Source organism: Candidatus Kaelpia aquatica, from assembly GCA_030765335.1.
Taxonomy (GTDB): Bacteria; Omnitrophota; Gorgyraeia; order Kaelpiales; family Kaelpiaceae; genus Kaelpia; species Kaelpia aquatica.
The window spans coordinates 1-22,791 of the sequence record JAVCCU010000018.1; the positions used below are offsets into that span (position 1 = coordinate 1).

The 22,791-nt window shown below is 38.6% G+C and carries 24 protein-coding genes; 21 read left to right on the forward strand and 3 right to left on the reverse strand.

What is annotated here, in order from left to right; genetic code table 11:
* Positions 1–492: 492 nt before the first annotated feature.
* Positions 493–630: a hypothetical protein gene (locus P9X27_02935; GenBank protein ID MDP8253334.1), complete on the forward strand. Its 138-nt coding sequence runs from the start codon at positions 493–495 to the stop codon at positions 628–630.
* 164 nt (positions 631–794) lie between these two features.
* Here P9X27_02935 and hydE read toward each other — a convergent pair whose 3' ends face one another.
* Entirely contained in the window at positions 795–1,856 is a 1,062-nt protein-coding gene (gene hydE / locus P9X27_02940; GenBank protein MDP8253335.1) for a [FeFe] hydrogenase H-cluster radical SAM maturase HydE, read from the reverse strand.
* A gap of 251 nt (positions 1,857–2,107) precedes the next feature.
* Between hydE and P9X27_02945 the strand changes: the two genes are divergently transcribed.
* The 5 genes from P9X27_02945 (at position 2,108) to ychF (ending at position 6,307) form a co-directional block, all read left to right on the forward strand.
* A complete protein-coding gene (locus tag P9X27_02945) occupies positions 2,108–2,857 on the forward strand; it encodes a hypothetical protein (protein MDP8253336.1) in 750 nt (249 codons plus the stop codon).
* A gap of 8 nt (positions 2,858–2,865) precedes the next feature.
* A complete protein-coding gene (locus P9X27_02950; GenBank protein MDP8253337.1) occupies positions 2,866–3,648 on the forward strand; it encodes a TPM domain-containing protein in 783 nt (260 codons plus the stop codon).
* Between the two features lie 33 nt (positions 3,649–3,681).
* Positions 3,682–4,251, forward strand: a complete 570-nt coding sequence (locus tag P9X27_02955; protein ID MDP8253338.1) for a LemA family protein — start codon at positions 3,682–3,684, stop codon at positions 4,249–4,251.
* A 112-nt stretch (positions 4,252–4,363) separates the two neighbouring features.
* Positions 4,364–4,996, forward strand: coding sequence for a site-2 protease family protein (locus P9X27_02960; GenBank protein MDP8253339.1), 633 nt, complete (start codon positions 4,364–4,366; stop codon positions 4,994–4,996).
* Positions 4,997–5,233: 237 nt separating this feature from the next.
* Positions 5,234–6,307 carry a redox-regulated ATPase YchF gene (ychF, locus tag P9X27_02965; GenBank protein ID MDP8253340.1) on the forward strand — a complete coding sequence of 358 codons (1,074 nt, stop codon included), beginning with the start codon at positions 5,234–5,236 and terminating at the stop codon, positions 6,305–6,307.
* Between the two features lie 44 nt (positions 6,308–6,351).
* Here the strand turns inward: ychF and hflC are convergent, their stop codons facing one another.
* Positions 6,352–7,302 carry a protease modulator HflC gene (gene hflC / locus P9X27_02970; protein MDP8253341.1) on the reverse strand — a complete coding sequence of 317 codons (951 nt, stop codon included), beginning with the start codon at positions 7,300–7,302 and terminating at the stop codon, positions 6,352–6,354.
* Positions 7,302–8,297: an FtsH protease activity modulator HflK gene (gene hflK, locus P9X27_02975; protein ID MDP8253342.1), complete on the reverse strand. Its 996-nt coding sequence runs from the start codon at positions 8,295–8,297 to the stop codon at positions 7,302–7,304. The genes hflC and hflK overlap by 1 nt, the downstream gene beginning before the upstream one ends.
* Before the next feature lie 216 nt (positions 8,298–8,513).
* Here hflK and P9X27_02980 point away from each other — a divergent pair, with 216 nt between their 5' ends.
* From P9X27_02980 to lipA, 15 genes are all read left to right on the forward strand, one after another.
* Complete coding sequence (locus tag P9X27_02980) at positions 8,514–10,094, forward strand: DEAD/DEAH box helicase (GenBank protein MDP8253343.1); 1,581 nt, start codon at positions 8,514–8,516, stop codon at positions 10,092–10,094.
* On the forward strand, positions 10,091–10,657 hold the full coding sequence (locus P9X27_02985) for a flavodoxin family protein (protein ID MDP8253344.1): 567 nt from the start codon (positions 10,091–10,093) through the stop codon (positions 10,655–10,657). Before P9X27_02980 ends, P9X27_02985 begins: the two co-directional genes overlap by 4 nt.
* Positions 10,658–10,681: 24 nt before the next feature.
* On the forward strand, positions 10,682–11,065 hold the full coding sequence (locus tag P9X27_02990) for a hypothetical protein (GenBank protein ID MDP8253345.1): 384 nt from the start codon (positions 10,682–10,684) through the stop codon (positions 11,063–11,065).
* Between the two features lie 17 nt (positions 11,066–11,082).
* On the forward strand, positions 11,083–12,024 hold the full coding sequence (locus P9X27_02995) for an NAD(P)-dependent oxidoreductase (protein MDP8253346.1): 942 nt from the start codon (positions 11,083–11,085) through the stop codon (positions 12,022–12,024).
* 89 nt (positions 12,025–12,113) lie between these two features.
* A complete protein-coding gene (locus P9X27_03000; GenBank protein MDP8253347.1) occupies positions 12,114–12,779 on the forward strand; it encodes a redox-sensing transcriptional repressor Rex in 666 nt (221 codons plus the stop codon).
* A 97-nt stretch (positions 12,780–12,876) separates the two neighbouring features.
* The gene (locus P9X27_03005; GenBank protein MDP8253348.1) at positions 12,877–13,323 is read left to right on the forward strand and encodes an NAD(P)H-dependent oxidoreductase subunit E; all 447 of its coding nucleotides are present in this window, start codon (positions 12,877–12,879) and stop codon (positions 13,321–13,323) included.
* The gene (locus P9X27_03010; protein ID MDP8253349.1) at positions 13,320–14,522 is read left to right on the forward strand and encodes an NADH-ubiquinone oxidoreductase-F iron-sulfur binding region domain-containing protein; all 1,203 of its coding nucleotides are present in this window, start codon (positions 13,320–13,322) and stop codon (positions 14,520–14,522) included. Before P9X27_03005 ends, P9X27_03010 begins: the two co-directional genes overlap by 4 nt.
* Positions 14,515–16,422 (forward strand): NADH-dependent [FeFe] hydrogenase, group A6, encoded by a 1,908-nt coding sequence (locus tag P9X27_03015; protein ID MDP8253350.1) that lies wholly within the window; start codon positions 14,515–14,517, stop codon positions 16,420–16,422. Before P9X27_03010 ends, P9X27_03015 begins: the two co-directional genes overlap by 8 nt.
* A gap of 39 nt (positions 16,423–16,461) precedes the next feature.
* The gene (locus P9X27_03020) at positions 16,462–16,803 is read left to right on the forward strand and encodes a carboxymuconolactone decarboxylase family protein (protein MDP8253351.1); all 342 of its coding nucleotides are present in this window, start codon (positions 16,462–16,464) and stop codon (positions 16,801–16,803) included.
* A gap of 66 nt (positions 16,804–16,869) precedes the next feature.
* Positions 16,870–17,979, forward strand: coding sequence for a glycine cleavage system aminomethyltransferase GcvT (gene gcvT / locus P9X27_03025; GenBank protein ID MDP8253352.1), 1,110 nt, complete (start codon positions 16,870–16,872; stop codon positions 17,977–17,979).
* Positions 17,966–18,355 (forward strand): glycine cleavage system protein GcvH, encoded by a 390-nt coding sequence (gcvH, locus tag P9X27_03030; protein ID MDP8253353.1) that lies wholly within the window; start codon positions 17,966–17,968, stop codon positions 18,353–18,355. Before gcvT ends, gcvH begins: the two co-directional genes overlap by 14 nt.
* The gene (gene gcvPA / locus P9X27_03035; protein ID MDP8253354.1) at positions 18,352–19,689 is read left to right on the forward strand and encodes an aminomethyl-transferring glycine dehydrogenase subunit GcvPA; all 1,338 of its coding nucleotides are present in this window, start codon (positions 18,352–18,354) and stop codon (positions 19,687–19,689) included. The genes gcvH and gcvPA overlap by 4 nt, the downstream gene beginning before the upstream one ends.
* On the forward strand, positions 19,680–21,131 hold the full coding sequence (gene gcvPB, locus P9X27_03040) for an aminomethyl-transferring glycine dehydrogenase subunit GcvPB (GenBank protein MDP8253355.1): 1,452 nt from the start codon (positions 19,680–19,682) through the stop codon (positions 21,129–21,131). Before gcvPA ends, gcvPB begins: the two co-directional genes overlap by 10 nt.
* A complete protein-coding gene (locus P9X27_03045; protein ID MDP8253356.1) occupies positions 21,116–21,949 on the forward strand; it encodes a lipoate--protein ligase family protein in 834 nt (277 codons plus the stop codon). Before gcvPB ends, P9X27_03045 begins: the two co-directional genes overlap by 16 nt.
* Entirely contained in the window at positions 21,918–22,778 is an 861-nt protein-coding gene (gene lipA, locus P9X27_03050; protein MDP8253357.1) for a lipoyl synthase, read from the forward strand. The genes P9X27_03045 and lipA overlap by 32 nt, the downstream gene beginning before the upstream one ends.
* Positions 22,779–22,791: the final 13 nt, after the last annotated feature.

Genomic DNA, 22,791 nt, shown 5'->3' on the forward strand with positions numbered 1-22,791 from the left:
ACTTTACTGTTCCTTTCATACTGGTAATACCTCCTTTTTTAAATTTGTAGTCGATTGAAAGACATAAAAAAAACGCAAGGGAGAAATAATACTCACCTTGCGGACTGATATCTTACTCTCCTTCATCGCTACAGTTAAGAATTCTATAGTATTAGTCATAGTTAGTCAAGAGAATAAATCAGTATCCATAATTCTTGACACTGCTCTAAGGTTATCTCTAATTTTGACGATATGCCGATATAAATTGTCGGGTATAATATTTATGCAGTTGCTTATTCTTACCGCGAAGGAGATATAGGCGTAAGCATCGGGCCTCGTTAAGATGAGCCTGTATCTGTACTTTATTCCGCTTTATTTTTAATATGACATTTTGATTTCATATGTTTTTATAAATGTTATGTTATAATAAACAAGATATGCATGAAAAAATAAGTGGAATCTTAAGGGCAGAGTGTCATCATGCAGGATGAACCAGGATAAAAGGAGGAGATATTGGCGAAAGATAATTATTCATATCAAAAGTACCAAAAAGAATTGGCAAAGAAAAAGAAGAAAGCGGAAAAGAAGCAAAGTAAATTGGATAAAAAAAATATTCAGGATAAAGCAGATTTAGAGCAGGATACGAATTAAAGGTTGAAGTATTTACCGAAACTAAGAGGGAGTCGATATGGGGTATCGGCAAGGTAGTGGTGGTGGATACGTTGGATCAACACAGTGATTCATGTAGAATGCAATAAGCAATGCGAAACTCTTTTAAGTCCAAGAGATGGGCTGAAGATGCCAGTTTACTTATATCAGCAAGAAGCATTAGAGCGTTTTTTGTGAATAGAGTGGCCCGGCCCTTTTCCTATAGTTCTTCCTAAAGATTTAACTCTACCTTCAACGCAGAGTGAGCAATCAGCCACAGACTCGTCGACGCAGGGTTTTTTAGGATATAACAGGTAGTCTTTTCTATATTCTTGAGGAGTACTATTAGGCATAAAAACATTACAGCCCATCTGCAAAAGAAGGTTCCTTCCTTCAGGATTTACAGCATCATAGGCAGTTGTTGCCGGGATATGGGCATCTTTGTTTAATAATCTTAAAATGGCGATAGTCTTTAAATATATCTCATTTTTAAAGGGGTTTAGAGTTTTACTGAAAGGAGTTTTATTATGCGGTATAAAAGGCCCAACTCCAATCATGTCTAAATCCAGATTACTGCAAAAAAGGATATCTTTAGCTAGATCACTCATCTCTTCGTTCGGCAGTCCAATAAGAAAGCCTGAACCAGTCTGTATGCCTATACTTTTTAAGATCTCAATGCACATAATTCTAGTATCTAAATCATCATCTGGGTGGCATTGTTTAAATAGTTTTCTATTAGATGTCTCAAATCTGATTAAGTACCTATCCATGCCCTTTCTCTGCCAGTAGAGATAGGTTTCTCTGTCTCGTTCACCCACAGAAATAGTAATTGCTAAACTGGTCTCTTTTTTTATGTTTTCTATCAGGGCTCCTAGTTTTTCTTTGGTGTAAAAAAAGTCTTCGCCTGACTGCAGGACAACTGTTGTCTGGCCGAATTTTTCAATTTGTTTGCAGGTTTGAATTATTTCTTCATCCGCCATGCGGTAACGCCTAACATTTTTATTAGATTGCTGAATGCCGCAATAATAACAATCTTTTTTGCAGAAGTTTGAAAACTCAATGATCCCCCTTAAGAAGATTTCATCGCCCATGTATTGTCTGCGGATATTGTCTGCTTTATTATAAAGGGACTTAAGATCTTTATCTTTGGTTAAAAGCAAATAGATAATTTCATCTTCAGTTAGCTGGATATTCTTATCTGTATTTTTAAAAATATTTTCTAGTTCCATAATTATTTCTTAAAATTATAAAAAACATCGTACCTTAAATTTTTATCTAACGCAATATGATACAAAAAGTGAATATGAAAGCTGAAATATTTAAAACAAGTAAGATTTGTATTGTTTATTGATATTTCGGGTCTTATTTTGTATTGCTCTTATATCACTAGAAAACGTTGAACTTTTGCGGTTTGGTATGTACAATAGGTATGTTTTAAAAATTATTATTTAAGTAGATCGTTTCAAATCAGGAGGAAGAGATGAGCAGAGACAGCGTTATTAATGAAAAAAAATTAGATATTGAAGTACAGAAAAAATTTATTCCTTATCTTAAAACGATCTCTGAAATTCATGGGGATAATTTGATCTCTGTGTTTATATATGGTTCTGCTGCAGGGGGAGACTATATCCCTAAAGTCTCTGATATTAATTCAGTTTTTATATTCAAAGATCTTAAGTTTTCGATATTTAAAAGTAGTTTGAATACGATTTCTAAAGGAATTTTTAAAAAAATAGCTGCGCCTTTATTTCTGACCAAAGAGTATATCAACTCTTCTTTAGACGTTTTCCCGATAGAATTTCTGGATATGAAGGAAAATCATGTTCTCTTATATGGTGAGGATGTTCTCTCTGAGTTAGAGATTAAAGGTGAGCATATCCGTCTTTTCTGTGAACAACAAATTAAAGGGAAGTTAATTAGAATTCGTCAGGCATATTTAGAGGTAGGTCTTAAGACAAAAGGCCTAGAGGTCTTATTGAAAGAGTCTCTTAATTCACTGATTCCTATTTTTAGGAATTTAATTCGATTAAGAGAAGAGCAGCCTCCAATTGAAAAAATGGATGTTATTGGTAAGTTTTGTCAAATATTTGGGCTCGATGAGAATGTATTTTTACCAATTTATAAAGATTCTACAAATGATGAAAAGATAGCCAAGCAGGATGTGGTTGTTTTCTTGGAAAAGTATTTAAATCAGATTGAAAAATTAGCAGATATAATAGATAAGTTATAATAAGGAGTATGAATAAAATTTCTAAGTACGTTTTAGTTCTAATTCTCTTTTGCCTATTGTTTTCTTCTGTATTATTTGCAAGAGATGTGATATCTATCCCGCCTCGTGGCCAGGGCTATGTAAATGATTTTGCAGGACTGTTGAACTATTCTGATAAAGCTACTATAACCAAGTTCGCTGCTGAGTTGGAGAGAGAGACCACAGCGCAGATAGCTATTGTAACTGTTAAAACAGCTCAACCTGAGACCGTACAAGGGTTTTCTGTAAGACTCTTTGATCAATGGAAGATTGGGCAGAAAGGTAAGGATAACGGAGTACTGCTCTTAGTGGCAGTTAATGACCGCAAGGCATGGATTACAACAGGTTATGGTGTTGAGGGTGCAATCCCGGATCTGGTTGCCAATAAAATTGTTCGGGATCTGATTATTCCTTATTTCAAGCGTGGGCAATATTCTGAAGGTATCATGAGAGGTTCGGTAGCTATTATTAGTCTCATTGCCAAAGAATATGATGCTGAGATAACTGGGCAGGAGGCGCAGGTTTATCAAACAGTACATAGTAAGAGAAGCGGCTTAAGAGTTATCTTTACAATATTGTTCTTCCTTTTTATTATAAGTATGCGTTCTGGGCTTCTGGGGTATTTTCTGCTAGGTTCAATGATAGGGGGGCGTAGGCGAGGCGGCTTTTGGCATGGGTCTGGATTGGGCAGCTCTGGTGGAGGATTTGGAGGCGGTTTTGGAGGATTTGGAGGCGGTATGACCGGAGGCGGCGGCGGCGGTGGTGGTTGGTAACCAATAAATAATTTAAAAACGAGGGATGATAAAATGAAAAAGATTTGGATTATTTTAGGAGTTCTTATAGTTTTAGCTGTTATGCTTTTTGGTTGGTATAAAAATGGTTATAATCAGGCTATTGCTAAAGATGAAGAAGCAAAATCAGCTTGGGCACAAGTTGAAAACCAGCTACAAAGAAGAAACGATTTAATTCCCAATCTTATAAGTACTGTTAAAGGTTTTGCTTCCCAGGAAAAAGAGATCTTTACAGAAGTAACTCGTTTAAGAAGCCAATGGGGTAAGTCTGCTTCCGTTGAAAGCAAAATAGAGAATGCTAATGCAATGGGCGGAGCGTTGTCACGCCTGCTGTTAGTTGCTGAAAACTATCCTCAATTAAAATCAAATGAGAATTTCTTAGCTCTGCAGGCACAGTTAGAAGGTACTGAGAATAGAATTGCTGTTGAACGCATGCGTTACAATCTTGCAGTCAAAGATTTTAATCGGTTCCAACGCTTATTCTTCGGTCGGTTTTTTGCTGCACAAGCAGGCGTTACTGAGCCAGCAGTATATTTTGAAGCTAAGGAGTATGCTTCTGAAGTCCCTGTTGTTGAGTTTGATTAAGCTGTGCTGCATTATAAAGCATAGGTCTAGGGCACTATATTTTAAAGAGCCGATTGCTTTATTAATGACTGAAAATTAATCTTGATACCGTTATGGAGGATGAGATAAGCAGATGGGATTACTAGCACTCTTATTTAAAGATCCAATGGCATTTTTTTTATTAGTTCCATTGCTTCTTTATTCGGTTATTGCTCATGAGGTGGCGCACGGTTGGGTTGCTTCGCTGTTTGGAGATAATACAGCAAAACATTCCGGTAGATTATCGTTTTACCCCAGATCTCATATTGATCCCATGGGAATGCTTGCACTTTTTATTATAGGATTTGGATGGGCAAGGCCGGTACCAGTTGATTATAGAAATCTGAGCAGCTCTCGGCGGGCTATTATTGCTGTCTCTTTGGCAGGGTGCGCAGCCAATATACTCATTGCAACTGTTACAATATTTTTGCTTCAGTTCCAACTCTTTCAAGCAAACCGTTTCTTCGCTCCGGCTCTTTTAATTACTGCAAGAATAAACATTATGCTGGGAGCGTTCAACCTGATTCCTATTCCTCCTTTGGATGGGTCCCGGGTGCTGATGGAATTTCTTCCCTCTAACGCTAAGTATCAACTTGCCAGACTCGAACCCTTTGGGTTTTTCATAATTATTATTTTGCTTTGGACGGGAATGTTGAGTCCGGTAATTACATTTGTTCAAAGTATTATCCTTGGATTCATCGGGATGTTATTGGGCTTCATAAGGTAGCTAAAGAATAGCATCAACGCAGTTAATCTAATTTAGTAAACCAGTATGCTTCTTAATTCCAAGAAGCTAAATAAAGGCTCTCTGTGCTCCCAATGTTTAAGTCCAATAATTCTCTGCTTTATCAAAGAAGGTTTTTTATATCTATTTAATGTTTTAATAATTATAATGCTGAGCTTGCCAGTATTAGTGTTAAAATAAATATCAAAGAAGAATTGTGCTTAGAAGGAGTATTTAGATATGAAAATGGGAATCATCGGCTTACCTCAAACAGGAAAGAAGACCATATTCAAACTGTTGACAGAATATAAATTTTCTGAGAAAGATTTAACAGTCAATAAGGTTATAAAGAGTTTTGCTCAGATAAAAGACCCAAGGTTCGACTTTTTGTCTAATCTATATGAGCCTAAAAAGCAGGCGAGGGCAAAGATTGATATTGAATTACTGCCTAAGATAGATCCAGATTCTATTAGAGAGGGCAGTATATTTGAAAATATTTCCGATTTTGATGCCATCTGCCATGTAGTCAGAGCTTTTAAAGACGACTCTGTTTATCATATAGATGGTTCAGTGGATCCAAGACGTGATATTGAGAATATCAACTCTGAGTTAGTGCTGCATGACCTTCTCTTTATTGAAAAAAGAATTGAGCGTATTGATGATGCTATAAAGAGAGTTAAAGATGAGAAAGCATTAAAGGAGAGAGAACTCTTACTAAAACTTAAAGACCATTTAGATAAAGAGCTCCCTCTGCGGCTGCTTGATTTGACTGAACAAGAGTTAGGTCTAATTTTAAGCTATCCGTTTAGTACATTGAAAAAGATGATAGTTGTTCTAAATATCTCTGAAGATAATCTTAGCGATGAGTCTAATATCGAGAAGCTACAGCAGGATTATGAATCTCTGGAGATTGATATTATGCAGGTATCTGCTAGAGTTGAGTCTGAGATTATCGGCCTAGACTCTGAAGCTGAAAGAGTAGAGTTTCTAGGGGCTCTTGGAGTTAAAGAGTTGGCGGTGGACTCTCTCACTAGGCTATCCATAAAGGCATTGAATTTAATATCATTCTTTACTGTCGGCTCTGATGAGGTTCGGCAGTGGTTATTGCGCAAAGGGTCAACAGCTCCTCAAGCAGCAGGTGTGATACATAGTGATCTAGAGAAAGGCTTTATCCGCGCTGAAGTAATGAGATACGATGATCTATGTTCTTTAGGTGATGAATCAAGACTCAGACAAGAAGGTAAGATCTATCTAAAAGGAAAAGATTATATCATTGAAGACGGTGATATAGTAAATATAAGATTCAATATCTAGATATTGAATCTTTCTTCAATAATGCTCCTGTCTGCTGTAGGAGTCTATTCTTTAAACTTTGATTCTTTGAGCAGTTGATAATATTCACTATCCGTTGTTAACAGCAGTATAGTGTTTTCGTCTATAGTGTTCTTGTATGTATCTAATGTCTTAATGAAGGCATAGAACTCTGGATCTTCCTCGTAAGCCTGAGCATAGATCTTTGTTGATTCAGCATCAGCCTGACCTTTGATCTTCTGTGCTGTGCGGTAGGCTTCAGAGCTTATTCTCTTAAGTTCTTTCTCCATCAATCCTTCGATCTCTGCGCGTCGGCCTCGTCCTTCAGAGCGATACTGTTCAGCGGCACGCTTTCTCTCTGCAATCATTCTGTCATAGACTTTCTTTCTGACTTCACTTACATAGTCTACACGTTTGATACGTAGATCTATAAGTTCGATACCATATTGAACGACTATAATCTTTGCCTTTTGAAATATTATATTTTCCAGTTTTTCACGGCCAAGCTCTATTCTTTCAACAGCCTCCTCGTTCATTACTACGTCTGCATCTTCGCTGAGGCTTTCTAAGATGGTATTGGAATTACGAACCGTCTCTACCAGGGAATGGCTTGTTACAGCATCTCTGGTGGCAGAGTTAATGATATCATCAAGCCTTGCATGGGCAAGCACTTCACTGCCTACTGACTCTAAGAATTTCAAAGGGTTGTCTATTCTCCAACGGGCTGTTGTATCTACCCAGATATATCTCTTATCTTTAGTTGGAATCTGGTTGGCGTCACCATCCCACTCTAAGATTCTCTTTTCAAAGTAGCGCGCCTGCTGAATAAAAGGTTTCTTAAGGTATAGCCCCGCATCTACTATTTCGATTATAGGTCTGCCAAACTGAGTGATTACAACCTGTTTGGTCTCGTCAACAGTATAGATCACTCCGGAGATGAATAATATTATTGTCAAGAGAGTAAGCGAGATAAGTATCTTTGTTATTATCTTTATCATTATTGACCTCCTTCTTTTCTTATATTAAATAGTGGCAGCAGCGACGACTGTTCGGAATCAATTATATATTTCTCTTTTACTTTAGGTAAAATATCTGTCATTGTCTCTAGATATAGCCTCTTTTTGGTGATGAGCGGAGCTTTTTTATATTCTTTAAGCAGCGCAGTGAATCGTTCAGCATCACCTTGAGCGCGGTTTACTTTATCTAGAAGATAGCCCTCGGATTTGCTGATTGTTTTTTCTGCTTCACCCTTTTCTCGGGGTACAACCTTATTGTATGCTTCCCAGGCTTGATTTATGAGGCGTTCTTTTTCCTGCTTTGCTTCATTGACCTCATTAAAAGCTGCTTTTACTTCTTGAGGTGGATTGACATCTAGCAGTTTGACAGTCACAACCTGTATGCCGCTGTTATAATTATCCAGCAGCTTCTGTATCTGAATCTGCGCTAGATGGTTTATAGACTCTCTCTTTATAGTTAGTATTTCATCTACTCTATGGTCTCCGACTAAACGTCTGATAATAATCTCAGAGATATCCTGAACATTGTTTCTTGGATCTCTGGTTGCGAAAAGAAATTTCACCGGGTCTTTTATTTTATATTGTACAATCCATTGTACATCCAGAATATTTAGATCACCTGTAAGCATGATAGATTCATCATTATAGTTTCTCTGAGAGTAGCTTGTCTTTATGCCTGACTGCATTGTTCTAAATCCAAACTCCTCTTTGTATACTCTCTTTACTTTGACTTTCTGGACTCGCTCTATCATAGGAGGAAGCTTAAAGTGTAGCCCTGGAGAAGCAGTTGTAATATACTTACCAAAACGTTGTACGACTCCTACCTCTTCTGGGTTAATAGAATAGATCATACCTTTAAGCATGATTAGTAGAAAGATTCCAGCAGCTATGGGTAACATCGGCAGCGCTGATCTCTTGATATCTTTAAGGCCCTGCTTGCCTTTACCAAAAAGCTCTTCTGGGGTCGTAAAGTCCATATTGACACTCCTTTTTGACGGTTTGGTCTTAATGAAGCATTGTCACCTTCAAGATACGATACCACCAGGAAATATCATTAACAAGGCGATTCTTTAAGCGGCTTAAATTGAACTACTATATAAAACCACACTTAATCTGCTTTATGTGATAGAATAAACTAGTTTTGATAGGGGTTTTCATGATTTTCAATCATAATAAATAAGGAAGGTGAAGAGATGGAAGAGTTTAAAAAATTAGGATTATCAGAGCAGACGATTGAAGTTTTAAAGAGAAAGGGTTTTGAAAAACCTACGCTTATTCAAGAGAAGGTTATCCCTGCTATATTTAACAGTGATAAAGATATAGTTGGACAGGCTCAGACCGGAACCGGAAAGACCGCTGCTTTTGGTTTGCCAATTATTGAACTGCTCAAAGAGAGATCAGGATTTGTTAGTGTTTTAATCCTTACTCCTACAAGAGAGCTGGCTATTCAGGTTGCTGAAGAGCTAAATTCGTTAAAAGGGAAGAGGGATTTAAGTATTGCGCCTATTTATGGAGGTCAATCTATAGATTTACAGCTCAGGCGTCTTAAGAAGGGCGTAGATATAGTTGTTGGCACTCCAGGCAGAGTTATTGATCATATAAAGCGTAAGACTTTAAAGATTGATAAGGTCTCATATTTTGTTTTAGACGAAGCAGATGAGATGTTGAATATGGGATTTATTGATGATGTTAAAGAGATAATGAATAAGATGAGCTCCGGTAAGCGGGTTTTGCTTTTTTCAGCGACTATGCCGAATGAGATATTGCAGATCGCTAAAAAATATATGGCAGGGTATGAAGTCTTAAGGACAGGAGAGGGCCAGCTTACAGTTAGTCAGACCGAGCAAATATATTTTGAAGTATCAGAAGGAGATAAACTTGAGGCGCTATGTAGAATCATAGATGTTGAAGCAGAGTTTTACGGCCTTGTGTTTTGCAGGACAAAGGTCAAGGTGGATATGGTTGCCAGCAAGCTGATGGAGCGTGGGTATGATGCAGATGCTTTGCATGGAGATATGTCTCAACCATTACGGGAGAGGATCCTTAATAAGTTTAAAAAACGTACAGTAACTATTTTAGTGGCAACTGATGTTGCATCAAGAGGTATAGATGTACAGGACCTAACCCATGTTATCAACTACTCTATTCCTCAAGATGCCGAATCATATGTCCATAGAATTGGCCGTACGGGTAGAGCAGGTAAAGAGGGTAACGCTATAACTTTTATCAGTCCTGAGGAGTATAGAAAGTTAAATTTTATTAAAAGAATAGCTCAGACTGATATTCGTAAGCATAAATTGCCGAATATAAAAGATGTTATAGAGACAAAGAAGAACAGGATTAAAGCTCAAGTAGAGAGTGTTGTAACGTCTGGCATTAAAGATGAGTATCTCAATATCTCTAGAGATTTACTCAAAAACAATAGCCCTGAAGATCTCCTTGCAGCTCTCCTTGAGGTCTCTTTTAAAGATGAGCTGGATGAGAATAAATATGTTGAGATAGAGGACGCTGCTTTTGTTGATAAGAAAGGTAAGACACGTCTCTTTGTTGGCAGAGGTAAGCAAGATGGGTTTAACGCTAAAGAGCTGGCAAAGATAATAAAAGAGAGATGCAATATTAAAGATATTAGGATACATGATATACAGATCTTAGATAGGTTCTCTTTTATTACCCTGCCTTTCAATGAAGCTGAAAAAGTCCTAACTTATTTTAAGAAAGGTAAAAATAAATCAGGAATGTTTATTGAGAAGGCGCAGAAGAGAAAGAAGAGATGAAAGCACTGGCTTTAATAGCAGGTCCTCGTAAAGGTCAGGCTACTGATAGTATTACCGATGCAGTGCTTAGGGGTATCAATGAACGACAGATTGAGACCGAGAAGATATACCTGCATGATTTAGATATAAGACCATGTCTGGGCTGCAGTAATTGCCATAAAATTAAAGAGTGTATTATAGAAGATGACCATCAGATGGTTTTAGATAAGATGGATAAGTCAGATATAATAGTTTTTGCTTCTCCCACTTACGTTAGTAATGTAACTTCTGTTGCCAAGGCATTTATGGATAGAAGCATTAGGTTTTTTGAGATGACCAAATTTGGGCCTCGACGTCTCTCTGATAGACCAAGCAAGGTAATATTAATTACAAGCTGTGGAGCTCCTTTTCCTTTCTCTCATATTCTTGGTTTTTCTAGCGGTTGCATGCGGGCCATGAAAGCATTCTTTAAACCTATGAATGTAAAGACTAAGACACTTACTGCTACTGGAATAAAAGATTTTGATGCTAAATCCTGTAGTGGAATATTAAAGAAAGCTTATAAGTTAGGCAGAACTATTTAGTATAATTAAAAAAAGGAGGTAAGTATGAATATTTCAGTACTCATTGCAAAGCTTCTTGGACCTTGCTTTACTGTTATAGCACTAGGCATTATCTTTAATCAAAAGTTTTACCAAAAAATGATGGAGGATTTTACTAAAAACTCTGCCTCTGTATATTTCGGAGGTCTATCTGCACTACTCTTCGGTCTTCTCGTTGTACTATTTCATAACTTATGGATCAAGAGTTGGGTGGTGATGATTACAATTTTTGGCTGGGCGGGCATAGTTAAAGGTATCTGGTTGATTGTTTTTCCTGATTCAATATCTAAATTTATGCAGATATATAAAAGTAATAGTATTTTATTAAAAATCCACTCTGTTCTAATTCTTGTTCTTGGTGTGACTCTAACTATGGTTGGATATTTTTAATTGTTTGAATAGTTTTTATGAATGTACTCATAACGGGGTCAACCGGTTTTATAGGTAGACACTTAGTACATAGATTAGCTAAAGATGATAGTAACAATGTATTTTGTCTCTTGCGTAGTGAGAAGAAAGCCCGGAGATATCTTCCTCCCAATGTTAAATTAATCTATCAGGATATAAGAGATTACGATGGATTAAAGAAGAGCATTGATTTTCCTGTCGATATTATATTTCATTGTGCAGGTTATGTCTCAAGCGGAAATAGTAATAAGTTTTATGAGGTAAATGTTTTAGGAACTGAAAATATCTGCAGACTATCATTAGAGCTTGAAATAAAAAAACTTATCCACTTGAGCTCTATTGCTGTTATTAGCGCTAATAGAGAGCTGCCTCTTAGGGAGGATCTGGACTATAAAGCATCAAACCCATATGGAGAGTCTAAGATTGAGGCAGAAAGGATAGTTTTAAATTATAGAGATAGAGGATTAAAAGTTGGGATACTCAGGCCTTGTGTGGTCTACGGGGAGGATGAGCCGCACCTCTTAAGAGCATTGCTCTTTTTACTTAAATATCGTCTCTATCCTATTGTAGGTAGCGGAGAGAATAAGTTTCATCTTGTCTACGTAGAGAGTGTTGTCGACTCTATGGTCTATGCAGCAGCTGATGATTCTTTTACCCAGGAACCGGTCTTTATAGTTGATAGAGAGGTTTTAAGCCATAGGGAGGCTATGAATATCATGGCTGATTCAATAGGCGCGCCTAGACCCCTCATTCTGCCTAGATGCATAATTCCTCTTTTAGTCAATCTTCCTTTCTTTGGTGCTAAGTTTAAAATACTCCTGCGGGATAGATGGTTTAGCACAGATAGGCTTCTTTCAACAGGTTTTCAGTATAAGCATGATGTAAGAGATAGCCTTATTGCCTCATCTAAGAGGATGGCCTCTAAATCATCTTTTATCTAAATAATTCCTAATAATCCATTTAAGCTTGACATCCAAAGAGGGAGATGTATAATTTATTACTAATTCGTTATTAATTTCACGAAGTAGCTATGAATAAATTATCACACAATACGATATCTCGGGTATTCCTCTATATAAGGATATTAGAGGGGTTGATTAAAAAAAAGAATCTTAGCATATCCAGCAGAGAGCTTGCAGAATTTGCAGGTTCAAGCGATGTTCAGGTTAGAAAGGATATATCCAATTTCGGTAAAGTTGGAACTCCTGGAATAGGCTACAATACAGTCGAATTAAGAGATACCCTTGTAAACTTTGTTTTAAAGGAACATGTTGTTTCCGCTGTTCTATTTGGTGTCGGTAATCTCGGTACAGCTATTCTTAGGTATCCGTCTTTTTATAAAGAGCGGATAAAGATAGTCGCTGCTTTTGATAGGTCTAGCAGTAAGATCGGCAAAACCATAAATGGCTTGGAGGTCTTTTCTGTGGCTAGCGCTAAAAGAGTTATAAAAGAAAAGAGTGTAGATATTGCTATCATTGCTGTTCCTGAAGAGTCAGCTCAAGAGGTGGCCGATATTGCAGTTGATTCTGAGTTGAAGGGGATAGTGAACTTCTCACCCATTACAATAAATGTTCCTAGCGGGGTATTTGTAAAAGATATGGATTTTACAATAGAGTTTTTATCGCTCTATTGCGATGCCTATATGGTTAATGGTCAAGCAGGTAAAAGCAGGAAGCAGTTGATCTCTAGGAGTTAGAGGCTGCCTATGGCAGGTTTTAATAGAAAAAATTGGTAAATATATTAAATAGAAGGAGTCTAAAATGGTGAAATATTGTGCGGTTGGAAAGGTGGTTATGAAAGACGGTAAAGAGCATAGGATCTGCGATGAAACTCGCTCTGAGCTTTTGCCGATTTTGCAGAAGATTCAGGATAAGAAAGGTTATATATCAGACAAAGATATGCAGCAGGTTGCCGATAAATTGGGAATTCACCCTGTTGAGGTCTATTCTGTTATTACATTCTACTCTTTCCTAAATTGCCAAAAAGAGGGCCAGCATACAATACGAGTGAGCAGCTGCATCTCTTCTGTTATGAAGGGAAGTAAAAAAATAGTCAAAGAGTTTGAAAAAGCTCTTGGAATAAGAGTTGGCGAGACTACAGGAGATAAAAAAATAACACTTAAAGAGACAAGCTGTATCGGAATGTGCGATATGGCGCCGGCTATTATGGTGGATAGTAAATTAGTAGGAAAAGTAACGGCCCAAAAAGTGAAAGAGATAGTAAAGGAGCTTAAAATATGAAGAGAGATGGAGCAGTAATATTCAGCGATATAGAGCTAGGCTGTGCTTTAAGGAAAGCTCTTGAGGTTGGCCGTAGTGAGGTCTTGAATGCTGTAGGTGACTCTAATTTAAAAGGACGAGGAGGAGCCGGTTTTCCAACAGGTGTTAAATGGAACCTTGCTGCCAACTCATCTAATTGCAAAAAATATATTGTTGCCAATGCTGATGAAGGTGAACCAGGTACTTTTAAAGACAGAGTCCTTTTAACAGAGTACTCTGGTCTTCTATTTGAAGGAATGATTATCGCAGCTTATGCGATAGGGGCAGAGAAGGGATTTCTTTATCTAAGGGGGGAGTACAGGTCGTTTTTACCTGAGCTTGAGAAAGTCTTAAAAAGCTTGAGAACTAAAAATCTGCTTGGAGATAAGATACTTAAGAATAAAGATTTTAACTTTGATATTGAGGTGAGACTGGGTTTTGGCGCTTATGTCTGTGGTGAAGAGACTGCCTTAATTGAGTCACTTGAAGGCTATAGAGGTGAGCCAAGGAATAGGCCTCCTTTTCCTGTCTATACCGGCTATAACGGACATCCGACAGTTGTAAATAATGTTGAGACGCTCTCAAATATAGCACATATAATATTAAAAGAGCCGGAGTGGTTTAAAAGTATCGGCACTGAGAGATCAGCCGGTTCAAAGATAATTAGTATCTCTGGCGACTGCAGGAAACCTGGAGTATATGAAGTGCCATTTGGAACTTCAATAAAAAAGATATTACAAATAGCTGATGCTTCTGACACAAAAGCTGTTGTGGTAGGTGGCGCATCGGGTATTTGCGTTGGCAAGGATCAGTTTAATCATAAAATAGGATTTGAGGATCTACCGACAGGCGGCTCTATTATAGTTTTCAATGAAAAGAGAGATCTCCTAGATGTTATCGATAACTTTTTGGAATTCTTTAAGGAAGAGTCTTGCGGCCAGTGTACACCTTGCAGAGAAGGAATCCCTGTCTTAATTGAGGGTATCAATATGATTAAGAGAGGAGAGTGTAGTAGTGCTTATCTTAAAGATCTGTTGTCGGTATCTGAGACAATGCAGTTGGCTTCAAAGTGCGGCTTGGGTCAATCTGCACCGAACATCTTTGTCTCGGTGATAAATAGTTTTAAGAAAGAGTATAAACTGTCTAATAAAAAGAGAGAGGAGAGAGCATTCAATGGATAATAAAAAGAGACCATTTTCGGAGAAGACCTCTAGGGCCCCTGTTAGCCAGAGGTCTCAGAGTTTTGAAAAAATTAAAAAAGGTTCCCTTGGCGCAACTATTAAAGCTGTAATAGATGATATAGAGCTAAATGTTCCGATGGGTACTACTATTTTGGAGGCGGCAAAGTCAATAAACGTAAATATTCCTACGCTCTGTCAGCATGATGATCTCTGTCTTGCCGGAGTATGCAGGGTCTGCGTTGTTGAAGTTGAGGGTCAGAGGACACTTCAGGCAGCCTGCTCTTACCCTATAACTGCACCTATAAATGTTAAGACTTACTCTCCGAAAGTACGCCGGGGCAGAAGAAATATTATCCAACTGCTGCTGCGCAACCATTATGGAGAGTGCTACTCTTGCTCTAAAAATAATAATTGTGAACTTCAAGCTTTAGCTAAAGAGTATGGGATTAGAACCTATACTTTTGGCCATATTGAGGAATCCAGATATGAGCAGGATGATTCAAGTTACTCTGTTGAGCGCGATATGGATAAATGTGTTTTATGCCGCAGGTGCGTAAGAACCTGTATAGATTTGCAAGAAGTTGGAGTGCTTGAAGCAGTAGAGAGGGGAGCTGAAACAAAGATAGCGACTTATCTTAATAAGCCTCTCGATGATGTTATATGTATTAATTGCGGACAGTGCATCAACAGATGTCCCACCGGAGCTTTAAAAGCAAAAAATTCAACTGAAGAGGTTTGGACTGCAATAGATGACCCAACTAAGCATGTTATTATTCAGACTGCTCCATCGCCGCGTGTTGCAATAGGCGAAGAGTTTGGCTTAGCACCTGGTAAGAGCATGACAAAACAGCTTAATACAGCGCTTAAGCGGATGGGATTTGATAAGGTATTTGACACCAACTTTACAGCTGACTTGACTATTATGGAGGAGGGCACAGAGCTGCTCTTAAAGCTTAAAGATGCATTGGTTAACAAGAAGAAAGTTGCTCTGCCTCAGTTTACATCCTGTTCTCCGGGCTGGGTCAAATATGTCGAACATTTCTATCCTGATAAGTTAGAACATGTCTCAACAGCTAAGAGTCCTCAGCAGATGTTCGGAGCCATTGTTAAGACTTGGTATGCCAAGAGAGAAGGGATAGATCCGGCTAATATTGTAAGCGTATCTTTGATGCCCTGCTCTGCAAAGAAATTTGAATGTGAGAGACCGGAGATGGATGATTCTGGGTTTAAAGATGTAGATTTTGCGCTTACTACTCGCGAACTTGCAGGTATGATAAAAGAGTGCGGCATGGATCTGCCCAACCTGCCTAAGGCTGAATTTGATGATCCGCTAGGTACAGGAACAGGTGCGGCTCTGATATTTGGTTCCACAGGCGGTGTTATGGAAGCTGCTATCAGGACTGTATATGAGATAGTTACAGGAGAAGAGGTTCCATTCAATAAACTGCGTATAACTCCCGTAAGAGGCACTGAAGGCATAAGAGAGGCAGCGCTTCCGATTAAAAAAGCAAAAAGTGATTGGAAGTTTTTAGAAGGTGCGACTTTAAAGGTTATGGTTGGTCACGGCACTGCCAATGCCAAGAAGATTATGGATATGCTCTGTCGGGGTGAGTTAAGCGATTATCACTTTATTGAGATTATGGCCTGTCCTGGTGGATGTATTGGAGGGGGAGGTCAGCCTATTCCAACAAGCCCTGAGATAAGAGAGGCTCGTGCAAATGCAATATATAAGGAAGAAGAAGGATTGCCTTATAGAAAGTCTCACGAGAACCCGACTGTAAATATGATATATAAAGAGTTTTTGAAGGAAGGTCCTTGCGGGCATTTAAGCCATAAGCTGCTCCATACTAAATATACCCCTCGGGGTAAGTGGATTGGTAAGAAAAAAGTTGCCAAGTAACGTATAGCGGTTTAAGATAATAACTTAAGGAGGTGCTCTATGCAGTATGATCCTAAGGGAACTTTGAATGAGTTTAACCGTCTGATGACGGATATCAAAAATACAGTGCCTAAAGAATATCAGGCATTTATTCAGGAGAAAGATCAGATTATTTCATCGGGCAAGTTGCCGGAGAAAGAGAAGCGGCTGCTGCTTCTTGTCTCTGCTGTTACAGCAAAATGTCCGGTCTGTATTCCAAGGGCTGTGAAGCACTGCCTGGATGCAGGATACTCTAAAGAAGAGATGCTTGAAGCCTGCATGGTTGCTGTTCTGGTCGGCGGCTCAAGTGTTATGACTTATGTCACTTTGGTAACTAAAACGATAGCAGAACTTTCAGAATAGCAATTATCTAAGTTGGACTTAAATAGCTTGAATGATATTTTGTTTTAATTTCTAAAGATTTAAGAGATGGATTTAAAGAATACCCCCATTAGTAATATTCATAAAGAGTTAGGGGCGAAGATGGCTCCTTTTGGCGGATTCTTAATGCCTATTCAATACGAGGGTATAATAGCCGAACATAATTGGACCAGAAGCGCATGCTCACTCTTTGATGTCTGCCATATGGGTGAGTTTATAATTCAGGGTGACTATCTTAGGAGCGGGCTGGATAAGATAGTGACAGTCAATCTTAGAGAGATGGCCATTCAATCCTGTAAGTATGGTTTTATGTTAAATTCCAGCGGTGGAGTAATAGATGATTTAATAGTCTATAGAATTGAGCAGGAGGAGTGGATGATAGTTGTTAACGCTGCAACTGTTGAGAAGGATGAGGAGAATATAAAGAAGAATTTAGGCTGGGATTCTCATTTTAAAAATATATCTTCTAATATTGCAAAACTTGATCTTCAGGGACCTCTCTCTTTGGATGTTCTTAAGAATCTTTCAGGTGAAACCATAACAAAGCTCTGTTACTATACATTTGATGATTTTACGATAGAGGGTGAGAAGTACCTTATAAGCAGAACCGGTTATACCGGAGAGCTTGGCTATGAAATTTATGCAACAGCTTCTCATGCAGAGAATCTTTGGGAGATATTCTTAGGAGATAAGAGAGTTAAACCTGCCGGTCTTGGTGCCAGAGATACATTGAGGCTCGAGATGGGCTACTCTTTATATGGACATGAGTTAAATGAGGAGATAACACCTCTTGAAGCTTCTCTTATGAGGTTTGTTGAGATGGATAAAGATTTTATAGGCCGTGATGCGCTGATTAAACAGCAGAAGCGAGGGCCAAGCAAGAAGTTGGTGGCTTTAATTGCTACAGGGAGACGTTCGCCTAGAGAAGACTACAAAGTATTCTTAGGAGATAGAGAGATAGGCTATATAACCAGCGGTTCTCCCTCTCCATCTCTAGGTTCTGGAATAGCTCTTGGGTATGTCAGCTCTGAATATAGTAAGACAGGGTTAGAGGTTCTCATAAAGTCTGATAATATTCAGATAGAGGCTAAAGTGGTTAAGAAGCCAATCTATACTAAAGGTATGCTTAGTGAGGAGGTATTTCATGGATCCAATTGAAGGTTTGCTTTATACAAAAGAACATGAGTGGGTAAAGATTGAAGGCAATAGAGCTAGAATAGGCATAACAGATTATGCTCAAGGATTACTTGGCGATATTACTTTTATTGAGCTCCCTAAAATGGGAGATAACCTAGAGCAGTTTAAGCCGTTCTCTTCCGTTGACTCTGTTAAGGCGGCAAGTGATATCTTTGCTCCTTTAAGCGGAGAGGTCATTGAAGTAAATGAGGTTTTAAACTCTCGGCCTGAGCTTCTGAACTCATCTTCTTATGGAGATGGCTGGGTCGTAGCCGTTGAGATTAAAGATGAAAGTGAGAAAGATAACCTTATGGATGTTAAAGCTTACAAGAGTTATTTAGAGGAGGTCTCCGATTGAGTTTTGTTCCTCACTCTCCAGTTGAAGTAAAGAGCATGTTAGATAGCATCGGTGCTAGCTCTATCGATGATCTATTTAGCGATATACCTAAGAATTTAAAGCCTAAATCTTTTAATCTTCCAGAAGGTAAGTCAGAGTTTGAAGTGATAGAGCATTTTAAAAAACTATCCTCTAAGAACGCAACCTCTCTAATTAACTTTTTAGGGGCGGGATTCTATGACCATTATATCCCGGCTGCAGTGGATGAGATTACCTCGCGCAGTGAGTTCTATACCGCCTATACTCCTTATCAGCCGGAGTGTTCTCAAGGTTGGCTACAGTCTATGTATGAGTATCAGACTGTAATATGTCAGTTAACCGGAATGGATTTAAGCAATGCATCACTATATGATGGCGGCACAGCACTCTATGAGGCATGTATGATGGCGATACGGATAACCGGAAGGAACAAAATTGTTATGGATAGCGGTGTCAATATGACTTACCGCGCTATGCTTTATACTTATACCTCTAATTTAAATATTGAGTTTGTTGAGACCTCTGTCGTCCATGGTCAGAGTTCTCGGGAAGAGATTTATAAGCACTTAGATGATAAGACCGCTGCTGTTATAGTTCAGAACCCCAATTTCTTTGGTGCAATAGATGACCATTCAGATATTGTTAAAGAGGCCCACTCTCATGGTGCTTTACTAATTCAATCGGTCTACCCATTATCGCTTGGGATATTAAAAACACCTTCTGAGATGGACTGTGATATTGTAACCGGAGAGGGTCAGAGCTTAGGAATTCCATTATCATTTGGCGGTCCTTACCTTGGTTTTATGGCAACAAAGAGCGAGTACTTGCGTAAGATGCCGGGCAGGATTGTAGGTAAGACAGTTGATAAAAAAAATAGAACCGGCTATGTATTAACCCTTCAAGCCAGAGAGCAGCATATAAGGAGAGAGAAGGCGACGTCTAATATTTGTTCCAACGAGGCGCTCTGTGCTTTACGGGCGGTAGTATATCTCTCTTTGATAGGCAAAACTGGGTTTAAAGAGCTTGCAGAATTAAACTATCAAAAATCAGAGTTTGCAAAGTCAGTGATTGATAAGATTCCGGGGGTCCAAGTTAAAAGAAGCTCCCCCACCTTCAATGAGTTTACAGTGCTGTTGCCTAAGAATGCTGATGAGGTTGTGAATAAGATGGTTGCCAAAGGTTATGCCTGCGGTTTTCCTTTGGGAAGGTTTTATAAAGGTATGGATGATTACCTCTTGGTTGCTGTAACTGAGAAGAGAAGCAAGGAGGAGATCGTTAAATTAGCTGAGTCTTTGGAGGCTGTACTGTGCGACTGATATTTAAAAAGAGCGTAGAAGGCAGGCGCGGTTTTAAGATACCTAAACAAGATACTCCCCTGCTCCATTCTTTTCCCAAGGAATATAGAAGAGAAGAAGATGCAGGACTGCCTCAGGTATCAGAGCTTGATGTTGTAAGGCACTATTCTAATCTGTCCAGAATTAACTTCTCTGTCGATACCAATTTCTATCCTTTAGGGTCTTGCACCATGAAGTATAATCCTAAATTTACAGAGAAGATAGCAAGACTCCCCGGTTTTACAGAGCTGCACCCTTTAATACCTCAGTTATTAGGCGGAGGGTTACTTGCTCAGGGTTCACTTGAAGTTATATATAGAACTGAAGAGCTGCTATCTGAGATAACAGGTATGAGCGCATTTACTACTCAGCCTATGGCAGGTGCTCACGGAGAGTTAACGGGTGCTATGATTATGGCTGCATACCATAAGTTTAATGGCAATAGACGTAAGCATGTAATAGTTCCTGACTCATCTCATGGTACAAATCCAGCCTCTGCTGCAATAGCAGGTTATAATGTTATTGTTGTTCCGACAGATAGACAGGGCTGCATGGATATAGATAAGTTTAAAGAACATTTAAATAAAGAGCTTGCAGGTGTAATGCTAACCTGCCCCAATACTCTTGGATTGTTTAATCCTAAAATAAAAGAGATTGCAGATCTAACTCATAAAGTTGGAGCCCTGATGTATTATGACGGTGCCAATCTCAATGCTGTTATTGGTAAGGCCAGACCCGGAGATCTCGGTTTTGATATTGTACATTTAAACCTCCATAAGTCGTTTGCTACTCCTCATGGCGGGGGTGGTCCTGGTTCAGGCCCTGTCGGTGTAGGAGAAGATCTGGTTAAGTTCTTGCCTATTCCAAGAGTTGCTAAGAGAAAAGATGGAAGCTTTGCTCTAGACTATGAGCACCCTGAGTCAGTCGGCTATATTGCTCCTTTCTACGGTAATTTCTCTGTCTTACTTAAAGCCTATGCTTACATGGTCTATCTCGGTAAATCCGGTTTGATAGATGTCTCAGAGAAAGCTGTTTTAAATGCAAATTATATCAGAGTAAAACTTAAAGACCATTTTCAGATTCCATACGATAGATCTTGTATGCATGAGTTTGTCTTATCTATTCAAAATCAGGTAGAGCGTGGAATCAGGGCGATAGATATTGCAAAATATTTGATAGATAATGGAATCCATCCTCCAACAGTATACTTTCCGCTGATTGTCAAAGAGGCGATGATGATTGAGCCTACCGAGACAGAGTCTAAGGAGACCTTAGATAACTTTATTGATCTCATGATAGAGGCGGTTAGATTAAGTGAGGAAGATCCTAAAAGACTTCATGATGCACCGGAGAATACTCCTGTTGGCAGGCTTGATGAGACAAAAGCAGCAAGGGATTTAGATTTAAGATGGCGAAAAGATTGAAGAGGTTTCGCCTTGTTCTCTCTGGGCACTCCAGCCCTTATTATAATATGGCGCTTGATCAGGCGCTTATAAATTCAGTATCTAATTTAGATAGCCCTCCTGTATTTAGAGTCTATGGCTGGAAGCCATATGGGGTCTCATTTGGTTTTACTCAGAAGATTGAGACTATTCTTGATATAGAGAGATGTGATACTCAAGGGATTCCTTATGTTCGCAGGATGACAGGAGGGAGTGTTATTTTACATAGAGATGATATTTCATATAGCGTTATATCAAAGAGAGAGGATCTAGATATTCAAGGCGGAGTATTAGAATCTTATAAGACTATAAACTCTTTTCTGATCCGATTCTATAAAAGCCTGGGCTTAGAAGTAGAGTATGCTAAAGATAGAGATAGCGGTATTGATTTAGGGGTCTGCTCTCTTTTCAAGGAGAGATATGATATAATATGTAAAGGTCTTAAGATAGGGGGCAATGCACAGAGAAGAAAAGGCGGAGTCATCTTTCAGCATGGCTCAATACCTTTGAATGATAGCAGCTCTGAATTGCTAGCACTTTTAAAAGAGAGCAATGAGAATAGTAAAGAGAGAGCTATCTCTTTAGGTAAGGCATTAAATAGAGAGATAGGTTTTAAAGAAGCTCAAGACATTTTAGTGAGATCTTTTAAAGATACTTTTGAGGTAGATTTCAAAGAGTCTAGCTTATTAGATAAAGAATTGTTAAATATTGAGTTTTTAGATAAGAGTAAGTATTCAGTCAAGGATTGGAATTTAAAGAGGAGAGACTATGCTAAAGAGACATCCAGTTTGGTTAAATAAGAAAATTAACTTCAATAAGACAACGCAGATGCAGGCTCTGCTTAAAAAGTTCGATCTAAATACTGTATGTCAGTCTGCAGCCTGTCCTAATATAGGCGAGTGTTTTGCAGATAGTGAGGTAACATTTATGATCTTAGGTAAGCATTGCAGCAGGAACTGCAGCTTCTGCAATATAGATCACCTAGAGCCTGAGAGTGTTGATTATAATGAGTCTTGCAGAATAGCAGAGGCCGTTGGTGAACTTAGACTTAAGCATGTTGTCATAACATCCGTTACAAGAGATGACTTGCCTGATGGCGGGGCAGAGGTATTTACTGATACAGTGAGAAATATAAAAGAGAGGAGTCCAGATGTAACAGTCGAGGTGCTGATACCGGACTTCAATCTCAATAGAGAATCTTTAAAGATTGTTATAGATTCAAAGCCTGATATTATAGCCCATAATCTTGAGACTGTTGATAGATTATATCAGGAGGTGAGGCCTCAGGCAGACTATAGAAGGTCTTTAGAGGTGCTTGATATAGTAAAGAAAAAAGATAGAGATATATTTACAAAGTCTGGACTAATGCTGGGGTTGGGCGAAAAAGAAGAAGAGATCCTAAAAGCTTTCGATGATCTAAGAGCTATAGCTTGTGATTTCTTAAGCATCGGTCAGTACTTAGCGCCAACGCTTAAACATTATCCAATATCTGACTATGTTGAGCCTAAGAAATTTAGAGAGTACAAAGAGCAGGCTATTAGCAGAGGGTTCTCCTATGTTATGAGCGCCCCTTATGTACGAAGCTCTTACCGGGCCGGGGAGTATCTAAAAGAGATGGTTAAATTTTAGTTGTAGATAGCTT